Here is a 15,619-nt window from a genome sequence, read left to right on the forward strand (position 1 = left end):
GATTCTATGAACTGCCCATTCAGACTTTGTGACAATTGATAACGGCGTCCGCGCGACGGGCGGGCTAAGCCTTGGAGGGGACTCTCAAGGACGGGCTTATGCGCACAGGGGTGATGGCGTTGGCGCTGGGTCTGCTGACTTTGCGTTTTTTACCGGCGTTGCCGCCGGTCTGGTTGTGGCTGGCGATGCCGGTGGCGGGTTTGATGTTGTTGCCATTCAGGACGTATCCGGTGGCGTTTTACCTGTTCGGTTTAAGTTGGGCCTGCGCGAATGCGCAGTGGGCGCTGGATGACCGGTTGCCGCCGGCGCTGGACGGAGAAACCCGCTGGGTCGAAGGGCGGGTCACTGGCTTGCCCCGGCATGACGACGGTGTCGTGCGTTTCGAATTGACCGACATCCAGTCCCGGCGTACCCGGCTGCCGCGGCAAATGCGCCTGTCCTGGTACGGCGGGCCGCCGGTGAACAGTGGTGAGCGCTGGCGTCTGGCAGTCAAATTGAAGCGCCCGGTCGGGCTCCTCAATCCGCAGGCGTTCGATTACCAGGCCTGGTTGCTGGCACAACACATCGGGGCGACCGGGACGGTCAAGCAGGGCGAACGCCTTGCGCCAGCCCAATGGGCCTGGCGCGATGGAGTCCGCCAGCATTTGCAAGCGGTGGATGCCCAGGGGCGAGGCGGCGCGTTGACCGCGTTGGTACTCGGGGACGGTGCAGGACTGAGTCGCGAGGACTGGCAGGTATTGCAGGACACCGGCACGGTGCATCTGTTGGTGATTTCCGGGCAGCACATCGGCTTGCTGGCGGGCGTCGTGTATCTGCTGATTGCCGGCCTGGCCCGCCTTGGGTTATGGCCGAACCGTCTGCCATGGTTGCCTTGGGCGTGTGGCCTGGCATTCGCCGCGGCGCTCGGTTACGGGATGCTGGCCGGATTCGGGGTGCCGGTGCGACGAGCCTGCCTGATGCTTGGCCTGGTGTTGTTGTGGCGTCTGCGGTTTCGTCATCTCGGTGCATGGTGGCCGCTATTGCTGGCACTCTGCGGCATTTTGCTGCTGGAGCCGCTGGCGAGTCTCCAGCCTGGTTTCTGGCTGTCTTTCGCGGCCGTGGCCATCTTGATATTGACCTTCGGCGGCCGGTTGGGCCCCTGGCGATGGTGGCAAACCTGGACCCGCGCCCAGTGGCTGATTGCAATCGGACTGTGCCCGTTACTGTTGATATTGGGATTGCCGATCAGCCTTAGCGGTCCGGCAGCCAATTTGCTGGCGGTGCCGTGGATCAGTCTGCTGGTATTGCCACCCGCCTTGCTCGGGACATTACTGTTGTCGGTGCCCTACGTGGGCGAGAGCCTGTTGTGGCTGGCGGGTGGTTTGATCGGTGGGTTGTTCAGGGGCCTGGCGGTGTTGGCCGAGGTGCTACCCGCGTGGGTGCCGGAGGCGATTCCTCTGGGGATATGGAGCCTCGGCGCGCTGGGCGCTTTTCTACTGCTGTTGCCGCGTGGCGTTCCGTTGCGCCCGTTGGGTTGGCCTCTGCTGCTGTTGCTGGTGTTCCCACCCCGGTCAATGCTGCCGGAAGGCATCGCTGAAGTCTGGCAGTTGGACGTGGGGCAGGGGCTGGCTATTTTGGTGCGCACCCGGCATCACACCTTGCTGTATGACGCCGGACCGCGATTCGGTGAACTCGACCAGGGGGAGCGGGTGGTGCTGCCGGCGTTGCGCAAACTCGGGGTGAAGGACCTCGACCTGATGTTGATCAGCCACGCCCACGCCGACCATGCCGGCGGTGCCCGGGCAATTGCCAAAGGCTTGCCTGTGAAACAGGTGGTCAGTGGTGAACCGTCAGACTTGCCTGTGGAGTTGCAGGCCGGGCGTTGTGAGAGCGGCCGGCAATGGACCTGGGATGAAGTCGATTTCCAGCTTTGGCACTGGCCGTCGGCTGGCGACAGCAACCAGAACTCCTGTGTCTTGCTGATCGAGGCCAATGGCGAACGGTTGCTGTTGAGTGGCGACATCGATGCCGCCGCCGAAAGAGCCCTGCTGGACAGTCCGCTGGCTCTGCCCACCGACTGGCTGCAGGCGCCACACCATGGTAGTCGCAGTTCGTCGTCTAACGCCCTGCTGGATGTCCTGCAACCTAGAGGGGCGTTGATCTCCCGCGGTCAGGGCAATTCGTTTGGCCATCCGCATCCCACGGTCATCGCGCGTTATCAAAAACGCGGGATGGCGATCTACGACAGCGTCGAACAGGGTGCCATTCGTCTGCAACTGGGGCGCTTCGAGCCGCCGTGGTCGATGCGCCAGGAACGGCGTTTCTGGCGCGATCCGCCGCCTTTGAACCCATGACCGAGCGTTATCAAAGCCCGACCGGTTGCGACATCACGGTCTTCGGTGCGTCCACCCCCTATGTTAGAGTGGCGCACTTTTTCGAGGGGGCTGTCACTGTGTGGGAATTGGTCAAATCCGGCGGCTGGATGATGCTGCCGATCATTTTGAGCTCCATCGCGGCCATGGCGATCGTTGCCGAGCGTCTGTGGACCCTGCGGGCCAGCCGCGTGACCCCGGAGCACTTGCTCGGGCAGGTCTGGGTCTGGATCAAGGACAAACAGCTCAACAAGGAAAAACTCAAGGAACTGCGCGCCAACTCTCCGCTGGGCGAAATCCTGGCGGCCGGCCTGGCCAACTCCAAGCATGGTCGCGAGATCATGAAGGAGTGTATCGAAGAGGCCGCACAACGGGTCATCCATGAGCTCGAGCGCTACGTCGCCGCCCTCGGCACCATCGCCGCCATGGCGCCGTTGCTGGGCCTGCTGGGTACGGTGCTGGGCATGATCGATATTTTCAGTGCGTTCACAGGCTCAGGCATGACCACCAACGCTTCGGTACTGGCCGGTGGTATTTCCAAGGCCCTGATCACCACGGCCGCGGGCCTGATGGTGGGTATTCCCGCAGTGTTTTTCCACCGTTTCCTGCAACGCCGGATCGATGAGCTGGTGGTGGGCATGGAGCAGGAAGCGATCAAGCTGGTCGAAGTGGTGCAGGGTGATCGCGACGTGGACCTGACCGGGAGCAAAGCGTGAAATTCCGCCGCAAACCACGGGAAACGGTGGACATCAACCTCGCATCGCTGATCGACGTGGTGTTCATCCTGTTGCTGTTTTTCGTCGTGACCACCACCTTTACCCGTGAGACCCAACTGCGCGTCGAGCTGCCGGAAGCCGTCAGCGGCACGCCGGCCGATGATCAGAGCAAGCCGCTGGACATCGCCATCAGCGCCGACGGCGTGTTCTCGGTGAACAACCAGATCCTGCCGAAAAGCGACCTGGCCTCGTTGATGGACGCGCTGCAAAAAGAAGCCAACGGCGACACCAACCGGCCGCTGTCCATCAGTGCTGACGGCAAGACTGCGCATCAGTCCGTGGTGACGGCCATGGATGCCGCCGGCAAACTCGGCTTCAGTCACTTGCGCATGACCACCATCGAGGCGGCGCCTCCCGCGCCCTGATGGCCATGTCCGATCGATTGCTCGCCGCGTGGTACGCAGGTCATCCGGCCCTGAAACTGTTACAGCCACTGGAATGGCTGTACCGGCGCGTGGTCATGAACAAGCGCAAGCGCTTTCTGGCGGGTGAGGGCGAGATCTACCAGCCGCCGGTGCCGCTGATCGTGGTCGGCAATATCACCGTGGGAGGCACCGGCAAGACGCCGCTGATTCTATGGATGATCGAGCACTGCCAGCGCAGCGGCCTGCGGGTCGGCGTGGTCAGCCGCGGCTATGGCGCCAAACCGCCGCAGTTGCCGTGGCGGGTCGAGGCCGAGCAGAGCGCCGATGTTGCCGGTGACGAGCCACTGCTGATCGTACAGCGCACGGGCGTGCCGCTGATGATCGACCCCAATCGCAGCAACGCCGTCAAAGCTTTGCTGGCCAGTGAGCCGCTGGACCTGATCCTGTCCGACGATGGCATGCAGCATTACCGCATGGCTCGCGACCTGGAGCTGGTGCTGATCGACGCCGCCCGCGGCCTGGGCAACCGCCGCTGCCTGCCCGCCGGACCGTTGCGCGAACCGGTCGAGCGCCTGCAAAGCGTCGACGCGGTCCTCTACAACGGTGCCGCATCCGACCGCGACGATGGCTTTGCCTTTCAATTGCAACCTACCGCGCTGGTCAATCTGCGCAGTGGTGAGCGCCGTCCCCTCGACTGTTTCCCTGTCGGCCAGGCCCTGCACGCGGTCGCCGGTATCGGCAATCCGCAACGTTTCTTCAAGACCCTCGAAACGCTACACTGGCAGCCTGTTCCACATGCGTTTGCCGACCACGCCGAATACAGCGTGCAGGCGTTGAATTTCACGCCGTCATTGCCGTTGGTGATGACGGAAAAAGACGCGGTGAAATGCCGTGCCTTTGCCGCCGCCGACTGGTGGTACCTGGCGGTCGATGCCGTGCCGTCGCCGGCCTTCGTGGCCTGGTTCGACACACAATTGATGCGCCTGCTGCCGGATCGTTTGTTGCCTTAACTCCGTTTTTTCCAGGGAATGCTCATGGACACCAAATTGCTCGACATCCTCGCTTGCCCGGTCTGTAAAGGCCCGCTCAAGCTCAGCGCCGACAAGACCGAGCTGATCAGCAAGGGCGCCGGCCTGGCCTACCCGATTCGCGACGGCATCCCGGTGATGCTCGAGTCGGAAGCACGCACCCTGACCACCGATGAGCGTCTGGATAAATGACCACAGCCTTTACCGTCGTCATTCCATCGCGTTATGCCTCCACCCGCCTGCCAGGCAAGCCGCTGCTGCTGATCGCCGGCAAGCCGATGATCCAGCACGTCTGGGAACAGGCGAGCAAAAGCAGCGCCGGGCGGGTGGTGGTTGCCACTGACGACGCGCGCATCGTCGAGGCCTGCAAGGGCTTCGGTGCAGAAGTGGTGCTGACCCGTGAGGATCACAATTCCGGCACCGATCGCCTGGCCGAAGTCGCGATGAAGCTGGGCCTGGCGCCCGATGCCATCGTCGTCAACGTGCAGGGCGACGAGCCGCTGATCCCGCCGAGCGTGATCGATCAGGTCGCCGCCAATCTGGCGGCCCACGCTGAAGCGCGCATGGCCACCCTGGCCGAGCCGATCGAAGACGCGGACACCCTGTTCAATCCCAACGTGGTCAAGGTCGTCAGCGACCTCAATGGCCTGGCGCTGACGTTCAGTCGCTCCACCTTGCCCTGGGCGCGGGATGCGTTTGCCGTGAACCCTGAGCAGTTGCCGGAAGGTGTGCCGTATCGCCGCCATATCGGCATCTATGCCTACCGCGCCGGTTTCCTGCAGGATTTCGTCAACTGGGGTCCGTGCTGGCTGGAAAACACCGAGTGCCTGGAACAGCTGCGTGCCCTGTGGCACGGCGTGCGGATCCACGTGGCCGACGCATTGATCGCGCCGCCAGCCGGCGTCGATACCGCTGAAGACCTCGAGCGCGTTCGTCGCCTGCTGGAGGCGTGATGCGCGTTTTGTTCGTGTGCCTGGGCAACATCTGCCGTTCTCCCACGGCCGAAGGCGTGTTGCGGCACAAACTGCGCGAGGCGGGGCTGGCCGATCAGGTTGAGGTTGCCTCCGCCGGCACCGGTGACTGGCATGTCGGCAAGGCGCCGGACAAGCGCAGCCAGGCCGCGGCGAAACTGCGCGGTTACGACTTGTCGGCCCAGCGCGCCCGGCAAGTCAGCCGCGCCGATTTCGCCACCTACGATCTGATCCTCGCGATGGACAACAGCAACCTGCGCAACCTCAAGGCCTTGCAGCCCGCCAAGGGCAAGGCCGAGCTGGACCTGTTCCTGCGCCGTTACCAGTCGCCGATCGATGAAGTGCCGGACCCGTACTACGACGGCGAGCAAGGCTTCGAGCAGGTGTTGGACCTGATCGAGCGCGCCAGTGATTTGCTGGTGATTGAATTGAAGGGACGGTTATGAGTTTGCAGGTTCGATCGCAGGTATCGCTCAAGCCATTCAACAGCTTTGGCGTGGATGTCCAGGCCCGGCTGTTTGCCGAGGCCCATAGCGACGCCGATGTACGGGAAGCCCTGGCCTACGGACTGGAGCACAAGGTCCCGGTACTGGTGATCGGCGGTGGCAGCAACCTGCTGCTGACGGCCGATATCGATTCGCTGGTGCTGCGAATGGCCACTCGCGGGATTCGCGTGCTGAGCGATGACGACGGCAAAGTGGTGATCGAGGCCGAGGCGGGCGAGCCCTGGCATCCCTTTGTGCAACACACCCTGGCGCTTGGGTTGTCCGGCCTGGAAAACCTCAGCCTGATTCCCGGCACCGTGGGTGCGGCACCGATGCAGAACATCGGCGCCTATGGGGTCGAGATCAAGGATGTGTTCGCCGGCCTGACCGCCCTCGATCGCCAGACCGGCGAACTGCGCAACTTCAGCCTGGGGGAGTGCAACTTTGCTTACCGCGACAGCCTGTTCAAGCAGGAACCGGGGCGCTGGTTGATCCTGCGTGTGCGCTTCGCCCTCGACCGTGCCGCGCATTTGCACCTGGAGTACGGCCCGGTGCGTCAGCGCTTGACCGAACAAGGTATCGACCATCCGACCGCCCGCGATGTCAGCCAGGCCATTTGCAGCATCCGCAACGAAAAACTCCCGGACCCGGCCGTACTCGGCAATGCCGGCAGTTTCTTCAAGAACCCTTTGGTGTCGGCGGCGCTGGCTGCGCGACTCAAGGGCGAATACCCGGACCTGGTGGCCTATGCGCAACCTGACGGGCAGATGAAGCTGGCCGCTGGCTGGTTGATCGAGCGGGCAGGCTGGAAAGGCTTTCGCGATGCCGACGCAGGTGTTCACAAGCTGCAGGCGCTGGTGCTGGTCAACTATGGCGGCGCAACGGGCCTGCAATTGCTGAACCTGGCGCAGCGCATCCAGAAAGACATTTCAGAACGCTTCCATGTCGACCTGGAAATGGAACCGAACCGGTATTGAGCTAAGCTTTCAGGACAGATCAAAAGGCCCTGCACGATGTTTATTGTGCAGGGCTTTTTTGTTAATGCTCGGTTAACTTAGTCAGCTAACGATGCACACTCTTGCTCCACCAAAGGCCCGGTGCAGACCGTTTGCGTCTGCACAAGAGAGCCGATTAGCCTGAGTCGATCTGCGTGCGACCCACCGAGATCCAGCGGCAGATTGCTCGACCCCATCACTCAAGATCCGTGCGGGCGTGCCCATGATTACCCTGAAGCTCAATGGTCAAGACCATCAACTCGACGTCACCGAGGACATGCCGCTGCTCTGGGCGATCCGCGACGTGGCTGGTTACAACGGCACCAAATTTGGCTGCGGCATGGGCCTGTGCGGGGCCTGCACCATTCATATCGAAGGGGCTCCGGCACGCAGTTGCATCACGCCCATCGGTTCTGTCGTCGGTCAGAATGTCAGCACCATCGACAACCTGCATGCCGATCCGATAGGCAAAGTCGTCCAGCAAGCCTGGCTCGACACGGCGGTCGCCCAATGCGGTTTCTGCCAGGGTGGGCAAATCATGTCGGCGACAGCGCTGCTCAAGACCCACCCGAACCCCAGCGACGAGCAGATTGAAGAAGCGATGGTCGGCAACATCTGCCGCTGCGGAACCTACAACCGCATCAAGACCGCCATCCGCCAGGCCTCCACTCACCTGAAGGAGGCCAAGGCATGAGCCGGTTACCGAATGATTTCACCCTGAGCAATCTGAGCCAGCTCAGTCGCCGTGGCTTTCTCAAAGGCGTGGGCGCCACCAGTGCACTGGTATTGGCGGCGAGTTGGGGCTGGCAAGACGCTTTTGCCGAAGAAAAAGACAAGAAGTTCGGCGCCGACGGCATGCCCCACGGCTGGGTCGACGATCCGAAAGTCTATGTGAGCATCGCCGCCGATGGCACGGTGACCGTGATCTGCAACCGCTCGGAAATGGGGCAGGGCGTGCGTACCAGCCTGACCATGGTGGTGGCTGATGAGCTGGAAGCCGATTGGGCACGGGTCAAGGTACAGCAGGCCCCGGGCGATGAAGCACGTTTCGGCAATCAGGATACCGACGGCTCACGCAGCATGCGCCACTGGTACGAACCGATGCGTCGTTGCGGGGCTGCTGCACGTGCCATGCTGGAGCAGGCCGCCGCTGACCAGTGGAAAGTGTCGGTGGGCGAGTGCCATGCGCAACTGCATAAAGTCATCCATAAACCCTCGGGCCGCGAACTGGATTATGGTGCGCTCGCCGCCGCTGCCAGCGCTTTGGCCGTACCGGCGCGTGACAGCCTGAGGCTCAAGCAGCCTTCGGAATTCCGTTACATCGGCAAGGAAGGCAGCAAGGCCATCGATGGTGAGGACATCGTCAACGGCCGTGCGGTGTACGGAGCCGACGTGCATTTCGACGGCATGCTGTACGCGACCATTGCCCGGCCCACGGTGTATGGCGGCAAAGTCAAAAGTTTCGACGCCAGCGCGGCGATGAAAGTCCCCGGCGTGGTCAAGGTGCTGCAGATCGAAAGCCGTCCGTTGCCTTCGGAGTTCCAGCCCCTGGGTGGCATCGCCGTGGTGGCGAACAATACCTGGGCGGCGATCAAGGGCCGCGAGGCGCTGAAAATCGAGTGGGATGACGGCCCCAATGCCAGCTACGACTCGATCGCCTATCGCAAGGAGCTCGAAGCGGCCTCGCTCAAGCCTGGCAAGGTGGTGCGCAATACCGGCAACATAGACGAAGCCATGAGCAGCGCCGACAGCACGCTGGAAGCCTCTTACTACTTGCCGCATTTGTCACAGTCGCCGATGGAACCGATGGTCGCCATTGCGCGGTTCAAGGACGGTGCGTGCGAGGCCTGGGGGCCAAGCCAGGCACCGCAGGTCACCCGGGAACGGATCGGTGAAAGGCTGGGCCTGCCCTTCGACAGCGTCACGTTCAACGTGACCTTGCTGGGCGGTGGGTTCGGGCGCAAGTCCAAGCCTGACTTCATCATCGAAGCCGCGATCCTCGCCAAGGAATTCCCCGGCAAAGCGGTGCGGGTTCAATGGACCCGCGAAGACGACATTCATTGTTCCTACTTCCACACCGTTTCGGCCGAATACCTCAAGGCCGGCCTGAACAAGGACGGTCTGCCGTCCGGCTGGCTGCACCGTACTGTGGCGCCGAGCATCACGGCGTTGTTTGCGCCGGGCATGAACCATGAGGCGGCGTTCGAGCTGGGCATGGGCTTCACCAACATGGCGTATGCGATCCCCAACATTCGCCTGGAAAACCCCGAGGCCACGGTGCATACCCGCGTCGGCTGGTATCGCTCGGTGTCAAACATTCCCCACGGCTTTGCGATCCAGAGTTTTATCGATGAGCTGGCGCACAAGGCCGGGGAAGATCCGCTGAAGTACCAGATCAGATTGCTCGGCCCGGACCGTCAGATCGATCCGCGCACCTTGAGTGAAGAGTGGAACTACGGCGAATCCCCCGAGCGCTATCCGATCGACACCGCGCGCCTGCGCACGGTACTGGAGACCGCCGCCAAAGCCGCCGGATGGGGGCGTGAGTTGCCCAAGGGGCGCGGCCTGGGCCTGGCGGTGCATTACAGCTTCGTGACCTATGTGGCGGCGGTGATCGAGGTGGAGGTCAAAGACGACGGTACGCTGGTGGTGCACAAGGCCGATATTGCCGTCGATTGCGGACCGCAGATCAATCCCGAGCGGATTCGCGCGCAGTTCGAGGGCGCCTGCGTCATGGGCCTGGGTAATGCGGTGCTCGGGGAAATCAGCTTCAAGGACGGCAAGGTCCAGCAGGATAACTTCCACATGTACGAAGTGGCGCGCATGTCCCTGGCGCCGAAAGAGGTGGTTGTGCATCTGGTGACGCCGCCGGGCGACGTGCCATTGGGCGGGGTTGGGGAGCCGGGCGTGCCACCGATTGCGCCGGCCCTGTGCAATGCGATCTTTGCAGCCACCGGCAAGCGCATCCGTAACCTGCCGGTTCGTTATCAGTTGTCGGGCTGGCAGCAGGCCGGAGCCTGATGGACAGCGCCGACCTGAACGTCCTGCGCAGTGTGCTGCAATGGCAGCGCGCCGGTCAGCGGGTGGTGTTGTACAGCGTGGTCGAAACCTGGGGCACTGCGCCCCGGGCACCCGGCGCCATGCTGGCCCTGCGTGAAGACGGCGTGGTGATTGGCTCGGTTTCCGGCGGGTGTGTCGAGGATGACTTGATCGCCCGGCTGCACGACGGCCGTCTCGCACTGGACGGGCCGCCGGTGCAACTGATCACGTACGGCGTGACCCGCGAGGAAGCCGCACGTTTCGGCTTGCCCTGCGGCGGCACCCTGCGCTTGACCGAGGAGCGCATCGACGATGGGGATTGGGTCGAACAACTGCTGACCCGATGCGAGGCCCATGAAATCGTTGCGCGTGAACTGAACCTGGCCACCGGCGAAGTGCTTTTGCAGCCGGCCAGTAAAGCTGACATCTTGACGTTCGACGGTCAGACCTTGCGGGCGATCTATGGGCCGCGCTGGCGCTTGCTGCTGATCGGCGCCGGGCAGTTGTCGCGCTATGTCGCGGAAATGGCCCGCCTGCTGGATTTCGAGGTACTGATTTGCGATCCGCGCAGCGAGTTCGTCTATGGCTGGGAAGAGCAGCACGGACGATTCGTCTCGGGCATGCCGGATGAGGCGGTATTGAATATCCAGACCGATGAACGCACGGCCATCGTGGCCTTGACCCACGATCCGCGCCTGGACGACATGGCGCTGCTCACGGCCCTGGATTCCAAAGCCTTTTACGTTGGAGCGCTGGGGTCGCGGGTCAACAGCCAGAAGCGCCGGGAAAACCTGGCTCAACTGGGTTTGTCGCAACCGGCGATTGACCGTTTGCATGGTCCGATCGGCTTGCACATCGGCAGTCATAATCCAGCGGAAATTGCCTTGTCGCTCATGGCGGAAATCGTGGCGGTCAAAAATGGCGTCGAACTGAAACAGAAAAAAGTCTTGCGGGAGAAGGTATGAGCGAGTCCATTGGCGTCGTCGTACTGGCGGCGGGGCAGGGCAGCCGGTTTCGCCAGGTGGCGGGTGCCGAAAGGGATAAGTTGGTGGCCGATTGCACCGGGCGTGACGGCGTGGTGCGGTCCGTCATCGAGCACACATTGGTCAACCTGCCGGCGAAGCTGGGCAAGCGCGTATTGGTGACCACTGCTGACCGCCCGCAAGTGATTCGCATGGCTCAGGCCTATGGCTGCGAGATTGTGCTGATCGAATCGACCGGCATGGGCGACAGCATCGCCGCCGGGGTCGCTGCCTGCAAACAACTCGATGGCTGGCTGATGGTGCTGGGGGATATGCCGTTCATCCTGCCGTCCAGTATCGAGCAAGTGGTGGCGGGTATTGGCAATGACAGCATCAGTGTGCCGGTACAGGGTGGTAAGTATGGGCATCCGGTCGGGTTTGGGCGGGACTTCGCAGCGGGGTTGATGGCGCTATCGGGGGATCGTGGCGCGAAACCGCTGTTTGCCCAGGGGCGGGTGGTCGAAGTGACTGTGGATGATCCAGGTGTGTTGTGGGATGTGGATGTGCCTGAGGCACTAACCTTCAGGCCAGCATAGGTCCTTGTGGGAGCGAGCTTGCTCGCGATAGTGGCGGATCAGCTAGCACCAATGTTGAATATCATTCCGCTATCGCGAGCAAGCTCGCTCCCACAGGGGATTGGGGGATATTCAGGGATATAAAAAAGCCCCGCCTGGGTTCACCAGGCGGGGCTTTTTAGTGGCCGATGGAATCAGGCGAGAGGTTTGGTCTCGTGCTCTTTTTCCAGGGCTTGCTCGTGTTGCTCTACCGCTTCCTGAACGGAACGCGGCGCTTCGTGGATCACCGACTCGGCCGGCTCGGCAACCACTTCGGCGGCCGGGGCAGGCGCTGCCTCAACCGCTTCAACCGGAGCCGCAGCGGCAGCCAGTTCAGCTTCCTTCTGCAGACGTTCGGCTTCACGCTTGCGACGACGCACTTCACGTGGGTCGTTAGGCGCACGGCCACTTGGCGTCAGGGCGCTGACAGGCGCGGCTTCGACGACCGGCGCAGGCGCTTGGGCAACGACCGCAGCTTCAACGACAGGAGCTTCTACGGCAGGTGCTTCAACCTCTGGCGCTGGAGCCGGTTCCGCGGCGGCAACCACCGGCTCGGAAACCATGGCTTCGGCCACTTGGGTCTCGGCAGCAGGCGCTGGTGTTTCAGCGACGGCTGGCTCGGCCACCCAGTTGAACGCCGTTTGCTCTTCACGCACTTCGCGAACGGTTTCAGTCACGGTCTCGACGACAGCTTCTGCAGCTACGGCAGGTGCTTCAACCACAGGAGCCGGCTCGGCAGCCGCTTCAACGGCTGGCTGAGCTGCCGGCGCTGGCGCCACTTCGATTTCCGGCGAGGCGGTGACTTCGACCGGTGTGGTCGCTTCAACGACTGGCGCTTCAACCGGAGCTGCTTCCAGGGTGGCGGCAGTGGCGCGTTCGGCTTGCACATTGGCTTCAGCTTCGGCTGGAGCGCTGATCACGCTGCTGGCAACGGCTGCGGTGACAGCCAGGCCTGCGGCCAGATCGGCAGTGCTTGGCACTTCAGCGTTTTCGCCGGACTCGGACTCTTCCGAACCTTCGATCACGTTGCCGTTGGCGTCACGCTGACGCTCGCGACGGTTGCTGCGACGACGCTGGCCACGGGAACGGCGGCGTGGACGATCGCCTTCGGCGTTTTCCTGACCCTCTTCCTGCAGTTGCTCTTCGTTGGTGGTCAGTTCTTCTTCGGCAGCGGCGGCGGCAGCTTGTTCTGCACGAGGCTGACGCTCTTCACGCGGTGGGCGTGGAGCACGCTCTTCACGTGGCTGGCGAGCTGGACGCTCTTCTGCGGTAGCAGCGGCGGCCGGAGCAGCCGGAGCGGCATCCAGAGGCTCGCGCAGTTCACGCACGCGTTCTTCACGCTCGCCACGTGGCTTGCGATCTTCACGCGGAGCGCGCGGCGCACGTTCTTCACGAGGCGCGCGTGGTGCGCGTTCTTCGCGAGCTACTGCCGGGGTTTCTTCACGGGACTCGCGAGGCTCGCGCACTTCGCGTGGCTGACGCTCTTCACGCGGCGCGCGCTCTTCACGCGGTGCGCGTTCTTCGCGAGGCTTGCGCTCTTCATCGCGGCGACCGTTACGGTTGCGGCTCTGCTGGCGACCGTTGCGACGCTCTTCGTTGCGGGCCGGACGCTCGGCGGCTGGCTTTTCAACCACAACCGGCGCGACAGGCTCTTCCTTGGTGGCGAACAGGCTCACCAGCGACTTCACCAGGCCTTTGAACAGGCTTGGCTCAGGCACGACGGCCGGAGCCGGGGTCGGAGCGGCAACTTCGGTCGGAACCGGAGCGTTGGCGCGGGCCGGAGCGGTCTTGACCGCGGCTTCCTGGCGAACCAGGGTGCGGGTCGCAGCGGCTGGCTGGACTTCTTCGACTTCGGCAGCGGCAGCGGCGATTTCGTAGCTGGACTGGTTGGTCGCCGCTTCCGGGCTGTCATCACGCAGGCGTTGCACTTCGAAGTGTGGCGTCTCGAGGTGATCGTTCGGCAGGATGACGATGCGGGCGCGGGTGCGCAGTTCGATCTTGGTGATCGAGTTGCGTTTTTCGTTGAGCAGGAAAGCTGCAACCGGAATCGGCACTTGTGCGCGAACTTCGGCGGTGCGGTCTTTCAGGGCTTCTTCTTCGATCAGGCGCAGGATCGCCAGGGACAGCGATTCAACGTCACGGATGATGCCGGTGCCGTTGCAACGCGGGCAGACGATGCCGCTGCTTTCGCCCAGGGATGGACGCAGGCGCTGACGGGACATTTCCAGCAGGCCGAAGCGCGAGATGCGACCGACTTGCACGCGAGCGCGGTCGGCTTCCAGGCATTCGCGGACTTTCTCTTCCACGGCGCGCTGGTTCTTGGCAGGGGTCATGTCGATGAAGTCGATGACGATCAGGCCGCCGATGTCGCGCAGGCGCAACTGACGGGCGATTTCTTCGGCCGCTTCAAGGTTGGTCTGCAGTGCGGTTTCTTCGATGTCGCTGCCTTTGGTGGCGCGCGCCGAGTTGATGTCGATGGACACCAGGGCTTCGGTCGGATCGATCACGATGGAACCGCCGGAAGGCAGTTCGACGACGCGCTGGAAAGCGGTTTCGATCTGGCTTTCGATCTGGAAACGGTTGAACAGCGGAACGCTGTCTTCGTAGAGCTTGATCTTGCTGGCGTACTGCGGCATCACCTGGCGGATGAAGGTCAGGGCTTCGTCCTGGGCTTCAACGCTGTCGATCAGCACTTCGCCGATGTCCTGGCGCAGGTAGTCGCGGATCGCGCGGATGATCACGTTGCTTTCCTGGTAGATCAGGAACGGCGCGGCGCGATCCAGCGAGGCTTCTTTGATAGCGGTCCACAGTTGCAGCAGGTAATCGAGGTCCCACTGCATTTCTTCGCTGCTGCGGCCCAGGCCGGCAGTGCGCACGATCAGACCCATGTCGGCCGGGGCAACCAGGCCGTTCAGGGCTTCGCGCAGTTCGTTGCGCTCTTCGCCTTCGATGCGACGGGAGATACCGCCGGCACGCGGGTTGTTCGGCATCAGCACCAGGTAACGGCCGGCCAGGCTGATGAAGGTGGTCAGGGCGGCGCCCTTGTTGCCACGTTCTTCTTTTTCGACCTGAACGATGACTTCCTGGCCTTCGCTCAGGACGTCCTTGATGTTGACGCGACCTTCCGGGGCTTTCTTGAAGTATTCGCGGGAGATTTCTTTGAGGGGCAGGAAGCCGTGGCGCTCAGAGCCGAAATCGACAAAGGCAGCCTCGAGGCTTGGTTCGATGCGAGTAATCCGGCCTTTATAGATGTTGGCCTTCTTCTGCTCGCGTGCACCGGATTCGATGTCCAGGTCGTAGAGGCGCTGGCCATCTACCAGTGCAACACGCAACTCTTCGGGTTGAGTTGCGTTAATCAGCATTCTTTTCATGTAGTACCGTCGGTTTCCGGGCTGCCGGAAACGGCGTTCGGCACACACGACTTCTCACGGTCGGTGTCAGGTGCGTCGGGAGTGGTTGGCCATTTCCCGTGTCCAGCGAAGTCCGGCCAATGTGGGCCTTCATCGCGACGTACGCGTCCTGCTTGCTGTGGCTACTTAAGCACTCAGTCAGGAGGAGGAATCAACCAGCGGCTGTGGACGAGATGAAGCGTCTTGAGAAAGCCTGTTGCTACACAGTCCGGCGGTTGTGCATCTCCACCCTACACGTATCCCTGATAATTCGGGTGCTGCCGCGCGCAGAATCCGCAGCGGGTTGGCATTTACCGTGAGCTCCGAAAGGGGAGGTCACGCATCATGGCTAATTTAGGCGTTGTTTCCGATGCCTTCGCTCGGGGTCATTCGCAGCTGACTGCACTTTGTGAACTGGCCGTGAATATGGCTCGCAAAACGAGTGGAAAACTCTGCTTTGTGGCGTGATTCAGGCCTCATGTCACCTGCGCTCGTTACACCTGCAAACTCCACCGTTACGTAGCGAAAGCCCCGTAGGACGGCCTCGCGTCCTGGTGAATTGCGTTGGTCAGGGCCGGTTTTTGACCGTTGGTCCGCTGGCCAGGCCGCTTTTGGCGGCGTTCGCGACTATAGCAGCAATGATT

13 protein-coding genes are annotated in these 15,619 nt (G+C 62.6%); 12 read left to right on the plus strand and 1 reads right to left on the minus strand.

The genetic code is table 11. The features are described from left to right. Positions 1-98 precede the first annotated feature (98 nt). From AC3WJW_RS17785 to AC3WJW_RS17840, 12 genes are all read left to right on the plus strand, one after another. Complete coding sequence (locus AC3WJW_RS17785) at positions 99-2,333, plus strand: DNA internalization-related competence protein ComEC/Rec2 (RefSeq protein ID WP_493726838.1); 2,235 nt, start codon at positions 99-101, stop codon at positions 2,331-2,333. 98 nt (positions 2,334-2,431) lie between these two features. Further along, a complete protein-coding gene (locus AC3WJW_RS17790) occupies positions 2,432-3,067 on the plus strand; it encodes a MotA/TolQ/ExbB proton channel family protein (protein WP_015096396.1) in 636 nt (211 codons plus the stop codon). Further along, entirely contained in the window at positions 3,064-3,492 is a 429-nt protein-coding gene (locus AC3WJW_RS17795; protein ID WP_493726839.1) for an ExbD/TolR family protein, read from the plus strand. Before AC3WJW_RS17790 ends, AC3WJW_RS17795 begins: the two co-directional genes overlap by 4 nt. After that, positions 3,492-4,502 carry a tetraacyldisaccharide 4'-kinase gene (gene lpxK, locus AC3WJW_RS17800; protein ID WP_116579974.1) on the plus strand — a complete coding sequence of 337 codons (1,011 nt, stop codon included), beginning with the start codon at positions 3,492-3,494 and terminating at the stop codon, positions 4,500-4,502. Before AC3WJW_RS17795 ends, lpxK begins: the two co-directional genes overlap by 1 nt. Positions 4,503-4,526: 24 nt before the next feature. Next, positions 4,527-4,712, plus strand: a complete 186-nt coding sequence (locus tag AC3WJW_RS17805) for a Trm112 family protein (RefSeq protein ID WP_003179363.1) — start codon at positions 4,527-4,529, stop codon at positions 4,710-4,712. Further along, positions 4,709-5,473 (plus strand): 3-deoxy-manno-octulosonate cytidylyltransferase, encoded by a 765-nt coding sequence (gene kdsB, locus AC3WJW_RS17810; RefSeq protein ID WP_116579975.1) that lies wholly within the window; start codon positions 4,709-4,711, stop codon positions 5,471-5,473. Before AC3WJW_RS17805 ends, kdsB begins: the two co-directional genes overlap by 4 nt. Continuing rightward, positions 5,473-5,937 (plus strand): low molecular weight protein-tyrosine-phosphatase, encoded by a 465-nt coding sequence (locus AC3WJW_RS17815; RefSeq protein WP_102673880.1) that lies wholly within the window; start codon positions 5,473-5,475, stop codon positions 5,935-5,937. The genes kdsB and AC3WJW_RS17815 overlap by 1 nt, the downstream gene beginning before the upstream one ends. Further along, positions 5,934-6,953, plus strand: coding sequence for a UDP-N-acetylmuramate dehydrogenase (gene murB / locus AC3WJW_RS17820; protein ID WP_493726840.1), 1,020 nt, complete (start codon positions 5,934-5,936; stop codon positions 6,951-6,953). Before AC3WJW_RS17815 ends, murB begins: the two co-directional genes overlap by 4 nt. A gap of 241 nt (positions 6,954-7,194) precedes the next feature. After that, a complete protein-coding gene (locus AC3WJW_RS17825; protein ID WP_015096391.1) occupies positions 7,195-7,665 on the plus strand; it encodes a (2Fe-2S)-binding protein in 471 nt (156 codons plus the stop codon). Next, entirely contained in the window at positions 7,662-9,992 is a 2,331-nt protein-coding gene (locus tag AC3WJW_RS17830) for a xanthine dehydrogenase family protein molybdopterin-binding subunit (RefSeq protein ID WP_493726841.1), read from the plus strand. Before AC3WJW_RS17825 ends, AC3WJW_RS17830 begins: the two co-directional genes overlap by 4 nt. Then, complete coding sequence (locus AC3WJW_RS17835; protein ID WP_493726842.1) at positions 9,992-10,975, plus strand: XdhC family protein; 984 nt, start codon at positions 9,992-9,994, stop codon at positions 10,973-10,975. Before AC3WJW_RS17830 ends, AC3WJW_RS17835 begins: the two co-directional genes overlap by 1 nt. Next, positions 10,972-11,568, plus strand: a complete 597-nt coding sequence (locus AC3WJW_RS17840) for a nucleotidyltransferase family protein (RefSeq protein ID WP_493726843.1) — start codon at positions 10,972-10,974, stop codon at positions 11,566-11,568. Before AC3WJW_RS17835 ends, AC3WJW_RS17840 begins: the two co-directional genes overlap by 4 nt. Before the next feature lie 173 nt (positions 11,569-11,741). On the opposite strand, the gene rne is transcribed toward AC3WJW_RS17840, so the two are convergent. Continuing rightward, a complete protein-coding gene (gene rne / locus AC3WJW_RS17845) occupies positions 11,742-14,957 on the minus strand; it encodes a ribonuclease E (RefSeq protein WP_493726844.1) in 3,216 nt (1,071 codons plus the stop codon). Positions 14,958-15,619 lie beyond the last annotated feature (662 nt).

This window comes from Pseudomonas sp. GW821-FHT07G06 (genome assembly GCF_058986625.1).